Source organism: Methylomonas sp. MK1, assembly GCF_000365425.1.
GTDB lineage: Bacteria > Pseudomonadota > Gammaproteobacteria > Methylococcales > Methylomonadaceae > Methylomonas.
This window is the reverse complement of the sequence record NZ_AQOV01000002.1, coordinates 281,558-300,734: the sequence shown is the minus strand read 5'-3', so window position 1 is coordinate 300,734 and position 19,177 is coordinate 281,558. Positions and strand designations below refer to the sequence as shown.

Genomic DNA, 19,177 nt, shown 5'->3' with positions numbered 1-19,177 from the left:
GACTTACCGGCCAAACCGTTCGTGCTCGACTTGCATGGATGCAGAAGCAATTGTCGAGCTCAGTCGAAGCATGAACGGTTTGGGGCGGCGGATGCCCGGATTTTCCCGTCCATCCTTCGACGAACTCAACCCGAACGGAATCCCCGTGATGAATAGGGCCGGGTTAATAGCTTTGTCTGGAGCCTGAAACCACCTCGAGATTAAAACCGGTATTCCACCCCGCCAAACACCGACCGGGTGGCGCCGGGATTAAATTGTTCCAAATCGGCACCATTGGCATTCCCTATCACCCAAACCGAAGACGCGTAATGTTCGTCGGTCAAATTTCGACCATCCACGAACAGCTTCCAATGTTTGCCATCATCCCAGCCCATACGCGCACCCAACAGCGCATAAGGCTTGGCGGCCAAAGTATTGGCAAAGTCCGCCCAGTTGGAACTGACGATGCGGGCATTGGGGCCGATGTAAAAACCGCTGGGATGCTGGTACAGCGCTTCGACGAAAGCATTGTGTTCGGGAACGCCGGGCAAGTGGTTATTGGCTAGCGCGGGGTCGCTGTCAAACGTAAAGTCGTTCCAGGTGTAGTTGCCGCTGAGTCGCAGGTTGTCGCCGGACGCTGCCAGATTTAGCGGCAAAGTAGTTTCCAAGCCGAGTTCGACACCACGATGCAGCGTCGTACTATCAGCGTTGGTGGAGGAAAAGGCCGTTGGATTTCTGGGATTGGAAACAATCAAGTACTCGTTGTTGACCCATGACTGGTAAAAAGCCAAGTCCCATTTCAAGCGCTGGGCTTGCCCGCGCGTACCGATTTCCACGGTGCTGGCGGTTTGCAGATTTCTTTTGGGTTGTAGATAAATATTGGCAAGATCGGCCATTTTTGGCGGTTCGGAGCTGCGGCTGACATTACCGTAAATTTGCGCTTCGTCGGTGGCTTGCCAAGTAAAGCCCAGTTTAGGATTGGCTGTGAAAAAATCTTGATTGGCCTGATTGCTGGGTCTGGCGGCACTGGCTACATAGCCCTCGTAACGCTCGTAATTCACGTCGCGATAATTTAATTGAATGCCGGCTATCAAGGTAAACGCGTCGGTCAAACTCAATTGGTCTTCCATAAAAGCTTCGACATTCAGCCAGCGGTCGCGCTCCGCCGTCAACAAAGGCCCAAGCTGCCTGCCGACGATACCGTAGTTTTTATCGTTGATGAATTGCCACTGAGTTAGACCGCCCCATACCACCCGGTTTTTTAAACCCAATAATTGACCGTTGAGTTCATGGCGCCAATTGAAGCCGACATCCTGCCACTGGTCATGATTCCCGCTATCGGTATAGTCGTAACGATAGTTATTGATCGAATAATAAGTACCGATATCGAAGCGGTCGCCGCCATTCAATTTTACCGAGTGTTTCAAATCGAAGCGGTAGGATGAAAAGCCATTAGGCAAGGACCAGTCGTTGGCGTTTTGTTGCGGATTTTGGTCGATTTGTCGCTTGCTCAGCGATGCCGGCCACAAGAAATTATGGTTTTGCGCATCGAAATACAAACGGGTTTCGTGATTTTCGTTCCAGCGATAGCCGATATTGCCATGTCCCAAAAACTGCTCTTGATGATTGTTTTCCCGGGTCGTATCGGTATTGACGTAGGAAAACGTGCCAAAAACATCCAGGCCGTTTTCAAACGCTTTGCCCCCGCTGAAATACGGGCGGTAATAATCGTTAGTCCCCCCGACAATACCGATTTTCAGCGAATCGGCGGTGTAACCGGTCGGCGTGATGTAATTGATAGCACCGCCTAGATTGCTGCCGCCGTATTCCAAGGCATTGGCACCGCGATAGACTTCGATATGATCGATGGCATAAAGATTGAGAGACTCGGTATCGAAAGTCCCGTTGGCGTGCGTAAACGGCATGCCGTTACGCAGAATTTTGATCCCGCGAATCGGCGAAATATCGGAATTGCCGTCCGAACCGCGGATGGAGATGCGCGATCCGCCGGCCGCGCCGGCGCTAATGTCGCCCACATAAACCCCCGGCGCCGTCGCCAGGGCATCGCTGACCGACAAAGGCGCACCTTCGGTGATCCGTTCGCCGTCGATCACCGTGGTGCCGCCCGCCACTCGATTGAGTTTGGTTTGCGATTCTTGCATCGACGGCGTAGTCAGGCTAAGGCTTTCGCTGCCTAAGGCTTTGCCCGTCACTGTTAGACTCGGCAAGGTTGTCGTACCGGCCGCCGACTGCGGTTCCACCGCCGCCGCTTTTTCCAAGGTGACGGTATTGCCGTTGCTGAACCGGTAGTGCAGCCCGGAACCGCGCAGCAAGTTCTGCAAAGCCTGTTCCGGCGTATAACGGCCTTTTAATTCCGGCGCGGTGATGCGTTCGGCAATGTCGCCCTCATACAGCACTTGCAGGCCGGTGAGCGCGGAAAAACGGGTCAATGCGGCGGACAGCGCTTGAGAGCGGATATCAAAGCTTTGCTCGGCAGCTAGGGTAACAGTAGAAGTCAACAGGCCGGCAGCAAACGCTACGTAGAGTGGGGCACGGCAAGCCGGTGCGGGATATTTCATATGTCTATCTCCTTCGTCGATGGATGGTGTTACCGACAAAGACGACGCAGACTCAGGCTTACCCTTAGTGCTGAAAAAAAATATTTTGGGGAACCTTTAAAAATCCCCTCTCCCTCTGGGAGAGGGCTAGGGTGAGGGATGTAAATTGATTTTAATCCCCTCATTCCAACCTTCTCCTTTATGCCCTTTGATTACTTTATCAAAGGGGGGAAAGCCGGTATTGAAGCGCCTTGTTAACCTATGCTGAATATTTTTTATAGTCGTTGACTATTAGCGCAAAGCGCCCGCCGACCAGGTTAATACAACAACACCAAATCGCCCGGCATCCGCAAGGCCTTGGCTTGCAGCGTGGTTGCCAGCGCGGCCAGCACTGCATCGGGATCGCCGTTGTTGAAGACGCCGTTGACGACCCGTTCGGCCAACTGCGGATTGACAGCGACAATACGGCCGCGCCGATAGCGGTTAACTTCCGCCAGCACTTGCGTCAACGGCTGACGATGAAATACGGTTTGGCGCCGTCGCCAGGCCAGAGCATCGTCGTTGTCGAGCTGGGCGACGGCTTGCAACCGGCCTTGCCGATACTCGGCTTGCTCGGCGGCGTGCACCAAAGCCTTGGCGCTATCGGCGCCGACCTCCACGGTGCCTTCGCTGACGACGACGCGCAGCTCGTCGGCTTGTCTGCGAACACTATAGGCGGTACCGACCGCGCGCGCGGTCGCTTGGCCGCCGTCGACGACAAACGGCCTTTGCTTATTAGGCGCGACTTCGAAATAGGCTTCGCCGCGTAACAATTCGATTTGCCGCAGGCTGTCGCTATAACGAACTACCAAGGCCGTATCGGTATTCAAGGTCAGCCGCGAGCCGTCCGCCAAATCGACGCCGAGTTGTTGGCCGGCTGCGGTATGGTAATCGCTACGCCAGTTTTGCCATTGCTCTGGCAAGCGCCAGCCGCCAACCAACAGCAACAGCCCGAGACAACCAAAGGCAACCCGGTGCAGGTTTCTGCTACTAGCTGGCGATGACAAACGCCCCTTACCCAGCCCTCTCGGCAACTGTTCCAGACGTTGCCCTACCTCCTGCATCCATGCAGTCGTCCCGGCGGGAGAGGGTTCCGTTTTGGTTTGGGCGGCATCCGCTTGTAGACGTTGCTGAACCCGCTCCGCCGGCTGTTGCAGCAAGTCCCATAGCTTGCGGGATTTGTCGTAGGCTTCGGCGTGACGGGGATCGGCGTGGTACCAAATTTCAAATTGGCGACGCGCTTCGTCGCTGACGTCATCCGCTTGCAAGCGGGCAAACCAGGCGAATGCCTGGTTTGCAAGCGAACCGGAAGACGGGGATTGGGGCTTATCGGACATGGTTAGGGGGCGCGAAGCGTTGAGCCGAGGCAGGCATGATGCCACGATTTTAAAACGGGGTTAAGTTGCATGATACGAGCGCACGGCGCATCAAAGGAAATCGATGCGGTCTTTCAAGTGCTTCAAGGCCTTATACATATGACTTTCCACGGTGCGTGCCGATATGCCCAGCTCGGCGGCAATTTCGGAATAACGCTTGCCTTCCACGCGGCACGACAAGAACACCTTGCGACATTGCGGCGGCAGTTCGTAGATGAGTGTTTCGAACAATTCCATTTGTTGTTGCCCCTCCAGCGTGCTATCCGGTTGCGGTTGACTGCAAGCGATATCCTCGCCGACCGGACCGCCGTCGCGTTGTTCTTGCCGGGCTCTGCTGCGCAAATGGTCCAGGGCCAGGTTGTCGGCGATGCGAAACACGAACGCCCGCTGATTGGCGATCTCGCCGACGGCGGAATAGCGGGCGATGCGCAAATAGGTTTCCTGGATCAAATCGGCCGCGGTTTCCGCACAATTGACCTTATGCGTCAAAAATTGCTGGAGCTCCTTCCGATAGAGCAGAAAGCTAGCCAGTAAGTCGGAATCGGTGATTGCATCCATGAACACATAGTCGGCAATGAAACGTCTTCTGCTACAGCAAATTTTAAGCCACTACCCTTAGAAACCAGCGTTATGTAGCGATTGCCCCATCAGTTGGCAGCATTGATGGCGAAATCCCCGAAAGCGCAACGACCAAAGTGCGGCATATGACACACTTTTAAACTAGCCTCCCGCTGCGATGCGCGACTGACATGGGCAAATTCAGACATCTCTTGTTGGTCGAACATATTGCCCAATCGTTTCAGTACCTGATGACCGATCGATTTCAGCCCTTCCGTTTGCGCCGGGTTGCGGCTTTTTGCCGCCAGCGGATCACACCGGTGACAAACAACACCGGGCAAGCCAATCCGGTGATAAACACCAAAATCCGCCCGGTCATGCCGAAGGCTTGGCCGGAATGCAAAGGCCATTGCCAGTGGGTGAAAATTTCGCCGGCAGTGGCAGTCGGCAGGCTGGGGTCGTCCAGATCCAGAATCTTGCCGCTGTAGCGGTCAATCACCGTACAACGGCGTTGCAAGATGCTGCCGGGCGCATCAACACCGTCCTGGCAAACCGTGTAGGTATCTGTTGGCTCCACTGCACCGTAAATCCAATGTGGCCGGCCACTCGGATAACGTTGCATGGCCATCTCAACAGCTTTATCCATGCTGATGGCCGGCGCATTTGCAACGGGTGGCGCGGATTGAAACCAATAACGGTAAGTCACTGGCGAAAACAACTCTAAAACCGGCACCACATTATGCGGCAGCACCATGTAAATCCCGGAAAATAACACCGGAATCAGCACCAGCAGTGTGTAGAAACCGCTAACCTTATGCAAATCGTAATTGCAGCGTACCTTGCCGGCACCCACCTTGAACGTCAGCGCCTGCCGCCATTTCCCGGTCAGCGGCCACCAGACGATCAGGCCAGTCAACGTGGAGATGATCAGCAGCGCCGCAGAAACGCCAACGATTACGGTACTGACTCCCTCGGACCTAATCAGCAACGCATAGTGCAGTTCGAAAATCAAATCAATGAAGGTGTTGGGCAACCAGTCATTGGAGTTTCGCATCAAGCGCTTGCCGGTTACCCTCGGGGAGTATGGATCGACATACACTTGCCAGTTTTGGGTGATGTCCGGGCTAATAGGCAAGACATAGGACAATTGAAACGCGGCCAATTGATTGCGCGGATAGGTGGCGAAACTCAATTTGGCCGTCGGCGGCATGGCGGCTCGTCCGGCAGCAAAAACTTCCGCTAACGGTTGGTAACTGGCGGTTTGTTCCGAAGGGACTACGGTCAACAGTTCGTTATTAAGCCATTCGTCTATTTCCGCGTGAAATACCAAGATACTGCCGGTGATGCCGTAGATCGACAGCAACAGGCCCAGCGTCAACCCTAGCCAGAGATGGACAGTCAACCAGCGTTGGCGCCGGGTTTTCAAAATAGTCAGGCGCTGGCTTGAAGTATGGCGAAGAGTTATCACCGTTAGGTTGTTGGCTTTGATGTCCATGGTTTTAGTCGAAAACAAATTTGGTCGTGATGGCAAAGGCGGGTGGTCATCTATAGGACGTCTCAGCAAAGAAAATCCCCACGCCAATTGTCATTTGCTCAATTTTTGTCCGCTCGGATGTCGCGAGCGGGTCAAGTGAATTAGCAACATAGAGGTCGAGCGTGTAAACCCGACCTGTTCAGATGTCGAATTTGCCTGCCGGAACGAACTAAAACTCCAAGCGCACAGACCCCATGGCCGTCAGTGGCGCACCAGGGTAAATACCAACGCGCGGCGGGGCGTTTTGGAAGGGATCGGTAGACTCGTAGTAGGTTTTATCCAGCAGATTGCGGATATTGAATTGCGTAATCAACCGGGATTTACCAAGTTGATACGTATAGCTGGCAAAGGCATCCAAACGGGCGTAGCCGGGTAAAACAAAGGTATTGTCGTTATCGCCTTGCCGTTGTCCCGCGGCAAACAAACCCAGGCCAAAACTCAAACCGTTCAACGGTTCGTAGTGATGAATATCGTATTTGAGCCATAAGCTGCCGGAATGCTCGGGCACATTGTTCAGACGGTTGCCCTGCAGACCGGAAAAGTCTTTAGTGATCCGGGCATCGGTAAAGGCATAATTGCCGATGATACTGAACTCGTCGGTAAGCCGTCCGGCTATATCCAGCTCGATACCTTGGCTGCGAGCTTTACCGATAGCCACACTAGCGAACGGGTCCGGGCTGTTGAAATCGCGGGTCATCAAGTTTTCTTTGGTCAAATGGTAATACGCCAAGGTCGTGGACAAGCGCTGATCGAAAAACTCGGTTTTAACCCCGGCTTCGAATTGTTCGCCGATTTCCGGATTAATCGTCGCGCCGGTGGCTGTTATGCCATTATTGGCGCCGAAAGAAGTGGTCCAATTGCCGTAGATACTGGCCCAGGTCCAGGGTTGATAGAGAACACCCACCCGTGGACTAAAGCCTTCATCCCGGCGCGACGGTAAGGCGGCATCGGCGGTGCTGGCCGAATCACCTATGCCCAAACCGGTTCTCGCCCAGTCGTAACGGCCGCCGCCCAGGATATGTACTTTATCCCATAGGGTAATGTGGTCCTGAAAATACGCACCGTACCAGTCGTCCCGGAACAGGTAATGGTTAGTCCCGCCGTCGGAGGGCGTAGCCAGCGCATTGGCGTAATAGGCCGGATCGATACCGTATTGGGGATTATAAATATCGATCTCCAAACCCGGCACCGGGTCCTGGTAGTTGCCATAAAATTCATAGCTGCCAACCGCTCTTAAATAATCGACACCGACCAAAGTCTGATGGCTGAGTCCCCATAAGTTAAATTTCCCGGTCAAATCCAGATTGGTCGTATAGGTTTCGTTGTCGGAGGTTTGAGAAAATATATTCCGCGCATAGCGGCGATTACCCGTGCTCGGATCGAGAAACTGTTCGACGGTAAAGCCGTTGGCGGGTTTGACTGAGGTATTTTTATCGTAAATAAACGAAGCCAGGAAGCGATTGCGCAAGGTCCAGTTATCGTTGAAAGCATGGCTTAGATTGAAGCCTAGGTTTACCTTGGAGTTAGTATCGACGGGATCGTTAGGGTCGATAAAGGACCGGCTAACCGGAATCGGCGCCGGGCGATTACCGATAGCAAACAAGCCTCTATCCACCTGGTAATCCTCATGTAAGGCTTCCAGCTCCAGGGACATTTCCGTCGCATCGCTGGGTCGCCAAGTCACGGAAGGATTGACCAGAACCCGGTCATTAAAATTAAAATCCCGAAACGATTTGTTGTTTTGATAAGCGCCGGAAAAACGATAGCTTAATGACTTATCGCCGGTCACCGGTCCGGTGGCATCCCATTCGGTTCTATAGAAATCGTACGCGCCGAAACGCTGTTCTACGGAATAATAAGCTTCGTCGCGAGGCTTTTTGGTCACCAGATTAACTAAGCCACCCGGTTCGATACGTCCAAATAAAACTGCTGCTGGACCCTTGAGCACTTCGATACGTTCCAGATTGCCGGAATCGAATTGAGCGCCTTCGCCAATACCCAGGCCGTTGGCGACCAGACCATTTCGATAAACTCGGCCGTTCCGAAACCCGCGGACTATATAGGCATTACTTAATCCCAATGAGGATTGCGGACGTATACTGCTGACATTTTCTAGAGCATCTTTAATGGTCGTGGTTTTTTGATCGTTCATCACCGCCCTGGGCACTACCTGAATCGATACCGGGGTTTCCATGATCGGCGTATCGGTTTTGGTGGCGGCACTGGCGCTGGTGCGGTTGTAGTCGGGATTATAAGGGTCGCTGTCGGCATAGCCGGATTTGCCTGTGACCGTCACCGCCGGCATAGTTATAGAATTTGCCGATTGCGGTTCTACCGACTTTGTCGAATTTTCCAAGGTTACGGTACCGTCGCCCGCTGATTTCGCGGCCAGACCGGAGCCGTCCAATAGTTTGCGCAATGCTTGTTGCGGCGTATATCGACCTTGCACGGCGTTACCGCGCAGACTGTCAGTCAATTGCGAGCTGAAGAACACCTTGACGCCGCTGATCTCGGAAAATTGCAGCAGGGCGTCGGCCAACGGCGCCGCCGGGATTACAAAATTGATTTCACTCTCCGCCGCGCACAAGGGGCTGGCACTTAGGGTCGCGGCAAAAAGGGTAAAACAGAGCGGGTTAACAAAGGAATAACGCTGACTCATCCGGCCTCCTGGCTTTAAATACGCTGAAAACGGCTGGCGAAGAAGGCGCTCCTTCGCGGTAGCCGTGTGGGTTCGTAAGCAAAGACGACCGAGCGAGTCGGTTTTATAACCCGGATGAGAAAATTTATTTAGCCGAAGGCCAAACGGCGCGGTTTCGCGGCCATTGACCAGGAAAACAACGCGGCGAAAACTTATTGGCGGCGCAAGATCACCAAGGCGTCGGTCAAGCGGGTTTCGCTGGCCGCCAAGGTTTTTTCGATGACATTCAATGCCGCCTCCGGGTCGTCGGCGTCGAATATGCCGGTGACCAGATGCTCGGCCAAAGCCGGATCGGCGATGATTATTTTTCCGGGACGGTAGCGGTTCAGGTCATCCACCACTTGTCGCAGCGGCTTTTCCTTGAACACCAGGCGCCGCTCCTGCCAGGCACCGGCCTGTTTAAGATTGACGGGTTCCGGCAGTCCGGCTTTACCGCCAGCCGATACAACGCGTTGGCCTGCCGCCAGACTTTCCACGGTCTCGCCATCGGCGAACGCGACGCGCACGCTGTGTTCGTAGACCGTCACCGCCAGGTCGCCCTGCCATTGTTTAACATCAAAAGCCGTACCCAAGGCCCTGACCCGGCCACCACTCGTCACCACCTCGAACGGCCTGGCCGCATCGGCGGCCACCTTGAAATAAGCCTCGCCGCCGTGCAGGCGGATAAGGCGTTGTCTTTCGGAAAATTCCACCGACAACGACGAAGCAGTATTCAGGATTACCGAAGAGCCGTCGCTGAGTTGAATCCGGCGCTGCTCGCCGGTACCGGTACGGAAATCGGCAAAGAAACCGGCGCTGAATGCCCAACCCAAACACAAGGCCAGCATCAGGCAGGCGGCAATCGGCAACATCCAGAGGCTGCGCTTGGGCAGTGTTCGGGCAGGCGTTTTGTGTTGCGTTCCGTTCGAGGCCCTTACTTCCCGTTCGATTCGGTCGATTTGCGCCGGGTTTAAGCCCGCTATACAGTCAAAAAACTGCTGTGTCTGCCGCCAGGCTTCCTGATTTTCCCTGCTGGCCTCCAACCAAGCTTGCCAGCGCAAATCCTGCTCACGGTCGAAGAACGGCGATTCGCGCAAAGCCCGCCAGTATTCGGCTTGCGCATTCGCGTCGGCGTCGGGTAAAGGCGGGATGGGTTGGTTCATAAAAAGGCAAAGCCGCGGTCGGTTCGGGAATCGGATTATAAAACGCCGGCCGGATAAACACAGGCGCGTTTGGGGAGAAAAGAATCCCGGTCAATCCAGCTCGCCGATCCTCTGCCGGCAATGGCGCAACGCCTGGGTCAAATATTTGAAAATCATGGTCTGCGAGATGCCCAGCCTTTGCTCCACTTCCGCATAACTGCAATGCTTGAGCTTCAGCAGAATAAATACTTCCCGGCATTTGGGCGATAACTCGTCCAGCGCGGCGATCAAATGCTCCAGTTGTTGTTGCGACATGACGGTCCGTTCGACGGATAAGACAGATTGCTCGCCGCCCTCCGCCTCGTCGTCGGTGGAGTCTTCGACGTCTCTTCCTGAATGGCGGTTGTGGCTGCGCAGATAATCGGTGGCCAGATTGGCGGCGATGCGGAAAATAAAGGCGCGGGGGTTTTCGACGCGGTCTTTGCCGCCGTAGCCGGCGTAGCGGATAAACGTCTCCTGAAAAATATCCTGCGCGGTTTCCGCGCAGCTGATGCGTTGCGACAGAAAACCCAATAATTCGCGGCGATGCTTATGCATCAGGTCGGCAATGTCGGTAGCGGTTAATTCAAGCATGGGACAAATAACGCAGGGCGGCCAAGGTGTGGCTTTTTGAATAGCAATATCCGCGCCCGACTTGAACTGATGGGCCCTCAGCATAGGTGACGCCTGGAATGCTGAAGAATTTTTGCTCTAAGCTCCGCGAGGGTTAGCACCTCGATATTTTAAACTGTGTTATTTGACTCGCTTCGGTCGCTATTAATCTTCGCAGGTAGGCTGTTTGCTCGCCGCTTTTGCAACCAGCGGATCACACCGGTGACAAACAACACCGGGCACGCCAGTCCGGTAATAAACACCAAAATCCGCCCGGTCATACCGAAAGCTTGGCCGGAATGCAACGGCCACTGCCAATGAGTAAAGATTTCGCCGGCTGTGGCTGTCGGCAGGCTGGGGTCGTCCAGATCCAGAATCTTGCCGGTGTAGCGGTCGATCACCGTACAGCGGCGTTGCAAGATACTGCCCGGCGCGTCGACGCCGTCCTGGCAAACCGTATAGGTTTTAGTCGGTTCCGCAGCCCCATAAATCCAGTGCGGCCGGCCTTGCGGATACTGTTTAAAGGCAATCGCCACCGCCTGGTCCATGCCTATCGCCGGTGCGTCGGGATAGGGCGGTTTGGACTGAAACCAATAGCGATATGTCACCGGCGAGAACAACTCCAAAACCGGCACCACGTTATGCGGCAGCACCATATAAATCCCTGAGAACAGGACCGGCAACATCACCAGTGCCGAGTAAAAGCCGCTGATTTTATGCAGATCGTAATTGAAGCGCACTTTGCCGGCCCCGGATTTAAAAGTCAGCGCCTGCCGCCATTTGCCGGTCAACGGCCACCAGACGATTATTCCGGTTAAAGTCGATATGATCAGCAATGCCGCCGAGACACCGACGATTACAGCACTGATGTCCTCGGACGGAATCAACAAGGCGTAGTGCAATTCGAACACGCAATCGATGAAGGTTGCCGGTAACCAATCGCCGGCGCGGGTCAGCAACATTTTTCCGGTCACTTGTGCCGTGTAAGGATTGACACCAACAATCCAGCGTTCATTTTCCGTGTCGGAGACTGGGAATTGGTAACGCAGCTTGAAAGCCGCGTTCTCGTTGCGCGGGTACACCGAAAACACGTGTTTGGCCGTCGGCGGCATGACGGTTTTACCGGCGGCAAAGATTTCGGCCAGCGGCCGGTACTGACCGTCCAGCTGACGCTCAACCGTTAACAAATCGGGATGCAGCCATTCGTCGATCTCGGCGTAGAACACCAGAAAACTGCCGGTGATACCGTAAATCGACAGCAAAAATCCCAAGCTCACACCCAGCCACAAGTGCACGTCCAGCCAGCGTTTGCGGCGGGCTTTCAGGCGGGACAAGGCCGAATTTTGCGCAGTCGCCGGAATGGTCGAGCGCGATGGTTGATGGATGGCGTTCATGGCGATAGTAAGCCGGTCAGGTAAAGGTTGCGAAAAATATGCGAGGAAAAAACCGCCGCCTTATGAAAAACCCGATTGAGTCCATCGGCTTAGTCCGATGCATGCGGAAACCGGAAAAATCAAAAGGTGGCGATTGCTGAATAAGACGTTTGGGCTCCGGAAAATCCCTAGTCCCATTTTGCCGGGAGAACGTAGGTTGGGGTGACGACAGGAACCCCAACACAACAACCTCAAAATCATCCTCCAGCTATCGGCAACAGGACATCAAAGAGACCGGTAATTTAGAGCCCAAAAATGTTGGGGTTCGTTACCTCACCCCAACCTACGATCTAACGCCTAACCCGACCTACATGACCAACAGAGCAGTTTAATACTCCAACTTAATCGACCCCATCACGGCCAATGGCTCGGCGGGCAAGTTGGTGCGGCGCGAACGTAGCACATAATACTCAGCGTCGTTGACGTTGTTGATGTTGACCTGTGTCGTCAAATTCATGTCGCCCAGTTTGCGCTTGTACGCCGCCATTAGATCCAGTCGCGCGTAGGATCTATCGAAATAGCTGTTTGCAGCATCGCCATAACGACGTCCGGAAACATAAACCCCGGCACCGACACTAAAGCCTTTCAGCAATTCGCCGTCGAAGTCATACTTCAACCAAGCGCTGCCTTGATGGTTGGGCGCGAAGGGCATGCGCTTGCCGATGTTGGCGGGTGCCGTCACGTCGTCGGTAACCTTGGCGTTGGTGTAGGCATAAGTACCTATCACGCTCAAACCCTCATAAAGTTGCCCTTGCACATCAATTTCGACACCCTTGCTGCTGCCCTTGACCGGCACCTGCGCATTGATCAGATTGCTGTTAGGGTCTTGGAAAAATTGGGTCCTCTCCAAATCGAAGTAAGCCACGCTGGCGTTAAGCTTGCCGTCGAAAAACTGGGTTTTCACCCCGCCCTCGAACTGGGTAGCGTCAAATAAATCGTAAAGCTTGGCGCCCCCGGTATCGTAATCATTGGCCGGACCGAACGATTCGGTGAAACTGCCGAACAAGGACAACCATTTTAACGGTTGGTAAACGATGCCGACCCTGGGGCTGACCACATCGTCATTGCGAGCGTCCTTGCCGGCCGGCGCCCACCAACTGAGGTCTTGCATCCGATCCACCCAATCGTAGCGGAAACCGCCCATGATGTGCAGCTTGTCCCAAAGCGTCATTTGATCCTGAACGTAAATGGCCTTTGAGGTATTCTCGGTAGCGATGACGTCGTTGAACCGGGCGTTGCGGATTCGGTTTAACTGGACGTCGGAAACGGCCGCGATATTCGGGTTAAAGATGTTGATCGTGTCCACATTGCCGCTGGCAACCTCGTATTTCAGTTGACTGTTATAGTATTCGCCGCCCAGTAATACTTTGTGTTTGACACCGTAGGTTTCGAAATCGAAAGTACCGTTGACCCAGGCCGTCAGCGACTCGGCGTTTTCCGGACTAAACCAGTAATTGCGCGTGGCGTTCCCGAAGGAGTTGCCGGGGGTCTCGTTGACGCGACCGGTATAAAAGCCCTGCCAATATTTCTGGTATTGCGATGAGACTACGCCGGCGTTTAACTTGACCTGATCGTTGACGCGATGGTCTATCCGAAAATCGACCAAATTATTGGTGGTGGAGTTTCTTAAATCCGAGCGGCCGACGAAGGCTCTGGAAATCGGAATTCGCGCCAATTGATTGCCGACCGCCGGAATACCGTAGTCATAGGCGTTGTTCTCGTCGAAGTATTCGTAGGACAAGGTGAACTTGGTGTCCGCCGTGGCTGCCCAACTCAGGGTGGGCGCGAAAAAGATCCGGTCGTTACCCATGTTTTGCCGGAACGAACCAGCATCCAGATACGACATGTCCAGCCGGTAATTCAGGCCGGCTTCCTTGCTGATCGGACCGGTGGCGCTGGCTTCGGTACGATAGAAATCGTAGGAGCCGAAACGTTGTTCCAGCGAATAGTAAGGCGTCGAGCTGGGCTGCTTGGTCACGGTACTGATCAAGCCGCCGGGATCGCCGAAGCCGAACAGCATCGCCGATGCGCCTTTAATGACTTCCACGCGCTCGACGTTGGCCAGGTCGAATTTAGTGAACGGTATGCGGATGCCGTTGCGATAGTTAACGGTGCTTTGCAGGAAGCCGCGCATCACGAATTGTTCGTGGTCGCCGCCGTACGAATGATAGGACTGTACGCCGCTGACGTTCTTGATCGCGTCTTGTAAGCGGTAGGACTGTTGGTCGTGCAGAACCGCCTTGTTGACGACTTGAATGGAGGCAGGCGTTTCCATGATGGGCGTGTCGGTTTTGGTCGCCAACGCGGTGTTGGTGCGGGTATAACTGAGGTTATAGGGATCGTCGGGGTCGAGATCGGTTTTGCCGATGACCGTCACAGCCGGCATCGTCGTCGCCGATTGCGGCTCCAACTCGGCCGTATTTTGCAGCGTGACAGTGTTGCCGCTACTGAATCGATAACTAATCCCCGACCCGGACAGTAAGCGTTTCAATGCGCCTTCCAGCGAATACTGTCCGCTGACGCCTTGCGAATCGATACCCTTCACCAACTCCGAGTTGTAAACAAACTGCACGCCGGACTGTTCAGCCAGTGTGCTGAGTGCGGAGTACAAAGGCTGCGCGGCGATGTTGTAGGTGCGGCTTTCGCTAGTGGCGCTGAGGCTTTCGGCCTGAGCCGTCGGCAGCGTCGCAGCGGTTATCAAGCCCAGACAAAGCGGCAATGCGCCGATGGCGGATGAGCCTTTAGTTTGGGCTTTTCGCGTCCGGCTTGGGTTTCCGGTTTTTCTCATGATGTGTCCTCAGTTTGAGTGGGTTTTAGCTGAGAACGATTGGCGGCTGGCTGAGCCGTACTAAAGGATGTGTGGCAAATTGTCGCAGGCAGCAAAGCCGGCCATCAAGACTGCAAAAACACGAACGGCCCCGCTTCAACGGCCTTGATTGGCAAAGTTTGCTGCAAAGCCTGTAGCCAGACATCGATTTGCTTGATGTCTACGGCGATATTCACTTCGCGTTCCGCCAGACTGTCGTCCAATAAACGGATTTGGCTGCGCCGGTAGCGGTTGATTTCGGCGATAACCTGTTTTAACGGTACGAAATTCATCAACAAGCGGCCGCGGCGCCAGGCGTCGGCGTTGCTTAATTCGACTGCTTGCGGCACGCCCAGCATCTCGGTATTGAAGCATAGTTGTTGGCCGGGTTGCAGTGTGGCGCTATCGGCTTGCGCACCGTGCGCGGACGGCCTGCTACTCCGGACTTTGCCTTGCAATAGCGTAACCGCGCCGGCTTGGCCGTCGTAACGGACGATAAAGCGGGTGCCCAACGCTTCTGTGGACGTAGAACCGGATACGACCCGAAACGGCTTGTGCTCGTCATGCGCCACGTCAAATTCGGCCTCGCCGCGCAGCAATTCAATGCGTCGCTCATTGGCATTGATTGACACATCGATGGCGGTATCGGTATTCAGGTGCGCGATACTGCCGTCGGCCAGCGTAATTGAGGTCTGCTCGCCGATGCGGGTACGGTAGTCTGCCAGCGGATGTTGCAAGTAATCCGGATAAAAACCACTCATCACGCTCAGCAGCAGCGAAGCGGCCGCAGCCAAGCCCAATCCGCGCTTTAGCCTACGCCCTCGCCGCTGCCTTATCGCCAGCGCGCGGCGGCGTTGCCGGTCAGCGAGCAGCGGCCGCGGCAGGTGTTGCCAAAGGGTCTCGACATCACGATAGGCTTGCTCGTGTTCGGGGTTTTGCGACCGCCAGTTTTCGAACTCAGCCAATACCGTGTCATTGGCAGCACCGGACTTTAGGCGCACGTGCCAGGCAACGGCTTGTTGCTGCAAGGCTTCTCGGCGAGTTGAAGAAGTTTCGTTCATTACGGCGTTGTTTGGAGCGGGATATTTACTATAACGATCCACGGCGCTTAAATCCACACTAAGCTCATTGGCTATCAACAGCCTGCCGGCAGTGCAGCAACGCTTTTGCCAGCTGTTTTTCCACCCAACTGGTCGAGATTTTCAGTTGCTTGGCAATTTCAATATGGCTTAAGCCCTCGATACGGCTTAAGTATAAAATCTCGGCGCATTGATCAGGCAAATCGGCCAGTGCCAGCTGAATGTGCCGCAATTGATCTTGCGCTTCCGCCGTCCGCTCCGGCGCTGCCGAAGCGTCGATGTCGGTTTCGTCGCCCAGATATTGATCAAGCAGTTCATAACGGCGTTTTTGCGTGCGCAGATGATCGAGAGATAGATTGGATGCCACTTTAAACAGCCAGGCCTGGACTTCGATCTCACTGGCGGGAGGTGGCTTCAACAGCGTCAATCTCAAAAAAATGTCTTGAATCAGATCGGCCGCAGTGTCGTCGCAACGAATGCGCTGTCGCAAAAAACGCTGGATTTGCGGGCGGGTACTTAAAAAAATTCGGTAAATATCGTGGTCTGAAAATGCCATGCGCGAAGCCAGGCCATGCTGGAGTTAATCGTGGCATTTGGCGCAGCAAAGTTCACGCCATGACTGGATTCAGAGACTTAAACGCCTGAGAATAAGGGCTTTGTGCTGGTTCGGAAAAAATCTAAGGCTTGGTGGGCTTCATAAAACCGTGTGAAATGCCACACCCCCACGGCATTTCACGCAGTTTTGTTTTTCGTTGGCTCGAAACACTTATCAACCCGGCCCTATTTAGCACTGATATTCCGTTCGCGTTGAGCGCGTCGGAGCTCAGGCCGGTTTGCTCTTCGTCAGGGCGAACGGCAGTTAAGGGTCGAGTTAATAATCCGCAAGACGGAAGAAACCGGGCGCTACCGCATCGTGGTAAGAATGACTAACAGAAACCACAGGAGCCTTTGTTACGGCTGACACTCCGGCATCAAGGAACTGCGCCAATACTGGTCTTCCTTCTCGAACAAGCGGCGGCTTTCTTCCGGTCCCCAGGAGCCGGCCGGATAGGTGGCGATATAGTCCCGCTCGGTTACCCAATTTTGCAAAATCGGGTCAACGATGCGCCAGGCATATTCCACTTCGTCGAAACGCAAAAATAGCGAACGGTCGCCTTTCATCACATCCAATAACAAATCTTCGTAAGCATCCACGCGGCGTTCGTCGGGATTGCGGAAGCTGGCATCCAGACTGGTGGTGCGAGTACGCATTTCTAAGCCCGGCTCCTTGACGGTCATTTCGATGCGGATGCATTCTTCGGGCTGAATCCCCAACAATATCCAGTTCGGCGTCATGCACTGCACATGGGTATCGCGGAAAAATTGAAACGGCGGATGCCGAAAACAGATCGAAATCGAGGATTGGCCCTTGGCCATGCGTTTGCCGGTACGTAAATAAAACGGCACGCCGCGCCAGCGCCAGTTGTCGATCAACAATTTCATCGCCGCATAGGTTTCGGTACTGCTGTCAGCGGGAATATTGGCTTCTTCCAGGTAGCCAACCACCTTATGACCGTCGATATTGCCTCGGGCATATTGGCCGCGAAAGGCATGCGCATGCACGGCCGATTTCGGGATCGGCCGAATGGACTTCAGCACTTTGACTTTTTCGTCGCGCAGCGATTCAGCGTCCATAGACACCGGCGGCTCCATCGCCACCAGCGTCAACAGTTGCAATAGATGGCTTTGCAACATGTCGCGCATCGCTCCGGCGCTGTCGTAATATTCGCCGCGGCTACCTATGCCCAGCTCTTCGGAGTGCGTAATCTGCACATGATCGATGTAATTTCGATTCCATAAGGGTTCCAACATGACATTGGCGAAACGAAACACCAATACGTTCTGCACCATACCTTTACCCAGATAATGGTCGATGCGGTAAATCTGGTCTTCGCTCAAGTACCGGCTGAGGCGTTTTTGCAAGGCCTGCGCACTTTCCAGATCGTAACCGAACGGTTTTTCGATCACCACGCGTCGCCAGCCATATTCTTCGTTCAGCAGTTCCACCTGGCTCAAGGACTCGATGACGTTGCCGAAATCGCTGGGACCGATGGCGAGATAGAAGGCCATATTGCGGGAAAATCGCGGCTGAGCGTTTAGGGTTTCCGCCAGGGTTTTATAGCATTCCGGCTGATCGAGATCGCCGCGATGATAATCCAGCCTTTCGGCAAAACGGTTGAATACGGCCTCGTCCAAAGGCGTATTTGCCTGTTCTAGCAGTAAGGTCTTCACTTCTGCCAGCCAAGTCGCTCGATCCCAGGGACGGCGGCCCACCGCCAGGATACGCGTACCTTCCGGCAGTTTTTTTTCCAGCTCCAGATGATAGAAACCGGGCATCAGCTTCAATCGCGCCAAATTGCCGGTAGCACCGAAAATGACGTAAGTGCAGGGGTCTGTATTCATAAAAGCTACCTTGTCTTTACTTTGCAATATAGGGTGCAGTTTGCATCATTTGCGCGGGCGCGTCGAACTGGAAAGCGCGGCAGTCGCTAAAAGTGGCCAAGTTAGAACCACGCCAGATTCACCTTGGTCATAGTATGCAACCATCGTCACCCAGATATTTCAGAACTTGATCCTGGTTATCCAAAAGCCGAACCAGCTTAATTTTCATCGTACTAAAGCGCTGGCGCGCCAACTCTGCGTCGGCTTGTGCCAATGCTTTTTGCAAGTTCTCGACGACCGCCAGGCAGTCGGCAAAATCGTAAAAACAAAAGGTGCCATGCAGTTTATGGTTCAACTCCCAAGCCTGTTGCAGTAAGCCATTGTCCACGGCCCGCTCGATCTCAAGTATTAATCCCGGCAACTGCTCAAATAATTTGACCATCATGACTTGGCTCAATTGCTTATTATCTTGGGCTTTACGCAAAAGTTGCCCGGCATAATACTCGGCATTCACTGGCTCATGTTGCCGCCAACGCACCAGCAATTGCTCCAACTGGTAAAGGCGGACCGGCTTGACCAGACATTCGTTAAACCCGGCTGCAATTGCCCGTTCCTGCTGCTGATTTTGCGCGTGAGCCGTGACGGCGACTGCCGGCGTTTGCCGATTGTAGTTTTCGGTGCCGCGCAAATTTACGGCGACATCGAAACCACTCAAAAACGGCATATTTACATCCAGGAAGATGAAGTCGTAGCGGCGTTGTTGCAATAATTGCCAGGCCTCCCGCCCGTCTTTTGCCGACGTGATATTCGTCGTCCAGTATTCCAACTGCTCGCGCAATAGCCATAGATTGATTTCATTGTCGTCGGCAATCAGAATCGAAAAATCGTTGGTCATGGTTAATAGCTTCGAGCTGAGAATAATTT

Annotated in this window: 13 protein-coding genes; all 13 read right to left on the bottom strand. The window is 54.1% G+C overall.

From position 1 onward, the window contains the following. Window positions 1-200: 200 nt before the first annotated feature. Window positions 201-2,558 (bottom strand): TonB-dependent receptor domain-containing protein, encoded by a 2,358-nt coding sequence (locus G006_RS0118245; protein ID WP_020484665.1) that lies wholly within the window; start codon window positions 2,556-2,558, stop codon window positions 201-203. Between the two features lie 296 nt (window positions 2,559-2,854). Continuing rightward, window positions 2,855-3,913, bottom strand: a complete 1,059-nt coding sequence (locus G006_RS0118240; RefSeq protein ID WP_020484664.1) for a FecR family protein — start codon at window positions 3,911-3,913, stop codon at window positions 2,855-2,857. Between the two features lie 90 nt (window positions 3,914-4,003). Further along, entirely contained in the window at window positions 4,004-4,510 is a 507-nt protein-coding gene (locus G006_RS0118235) for an RNA polymerase sigma factor (protein WP_020484663.1), read from the bottom strand. A 265-nt stretch (window positions 4,511-4,775) separates the two neighbouring features. Then, window positions 4,776-6,005 (bottom strand): PepSY-associated TM helix domain-containing protein, encoded by a 1,230-nt coding sequence (locus G006_RS0118230; RefSeq protein WP_020484662.1) that lies wholly within the window; start codon window positions 6,003-6,005, stop codon window positions 4,776-4,778. Between the two features lie 208 nt (window positions 6,006-6,213). Next, entirely contained in the window at window positions 6,214-8,703 is a 2,490-nt protein-coding gene (locus tag G006_RS0118225) for a TonB-dependent siderophore receptor (protein ID WP_020484661.1), read from the bottom strand. A gap of 191 nt (window positions 8,704-8,894) precedes the next feature. Then, entirely contained in the window at window positions 8,895-9,884 is a 990-nt protein-coding gene (locus G006_RS27230; protein WP_020484660.1) for a FecR family protein, read from the bottom strand. Window positions 9,885-9,974: 90 nt separating this feature from the next. After that, complete coding sequence (locus G006_RS0118215) at window positions 9,975-10,496, bottom strand: sigma-70 family RNA polymerase sigma factor (protein WP_026147148.1); 522 nt, start codon at window positions 10,494-10,496, stop codon at window positions 9,975-9,977. A gap of 149 nt (window positions 10,497-10,645) precedes the next feature. After that, on the bottom strand, window positions 10,646-11,908 hold the full coding sequence (locus tag G006_RS0118210; RefSeq protein WP_020484658.1) for a PepSY-associated TM helix domain-containing protein: 1,263 nt from the start codon (window positions 11,906-11,908) through the stop codon (window positions 10,646-10,648). A gap of 367 nt (window positions 11,909-12,275) precedes the next feature. Continuing rightward, the gene (locus tag G006_RS0118205) at window positions 12,276-14,735 is read right to left on the bottom strand and encodes a TonB-dependent siderophore receptor (RefSeq protein ID WP_020484657.1); all 2,460 of its coding nucleotides are present in this window, start codon (window positions 14,733-14,735) and stop codon (window positions 12,276-12,278) included. Between the two features lie 104 nt (window positions 14,736-14,839). After that, window positions 14,840-15,814, bottom strand: coding sequence for a FecR family protein (locus G006_RS0118200; protein ID WP_033194336.1), 975 nt, complete (start codon window positions 15,812-15,814; stop codon window positions 14,840-14,842). Between the two features lie 64 nt (window positions 15,815-15,878). Further along, window positions 15,879-16,388, bottom strand: coding sequence for an RNA polymerase sigma factor (locus tag G006_RS0118195; protein ID WP_020484655.1), 510 nt, complete (start codon window positions 16,386-16,388; stop codon window positions 15,879-15,881). Window positions 16,389-16,783: 395 nt separating this feature from the next. Further along, the gene (zwf, locus tag G006_RS0118190; RefSeq protein ID WP_020484654.1) at window positions 16,784-18,274 is read right to left on the bottom strand and encodes a glucose-6-phosphate dehydrogenase; all 1,491 of its coding nucleotides are present in this window, start codon (window positions 18,272-18,274) and stop codon (window positions 16,784-16,786) included. A gap of 127 nt (window positions 18,275-18,401) precedes the next feature. Next, a complete protein-coding gene (locus G006_RS0118185; RefSeq protein WP_020484653.1) occupies window positions 18,402-19,148 on the bottom strand; it encodes a response regulator in 747 nt (248 codons plus the stop codon). Window positions 19,149-19,177: the final 29 nt, after the last annotated feature.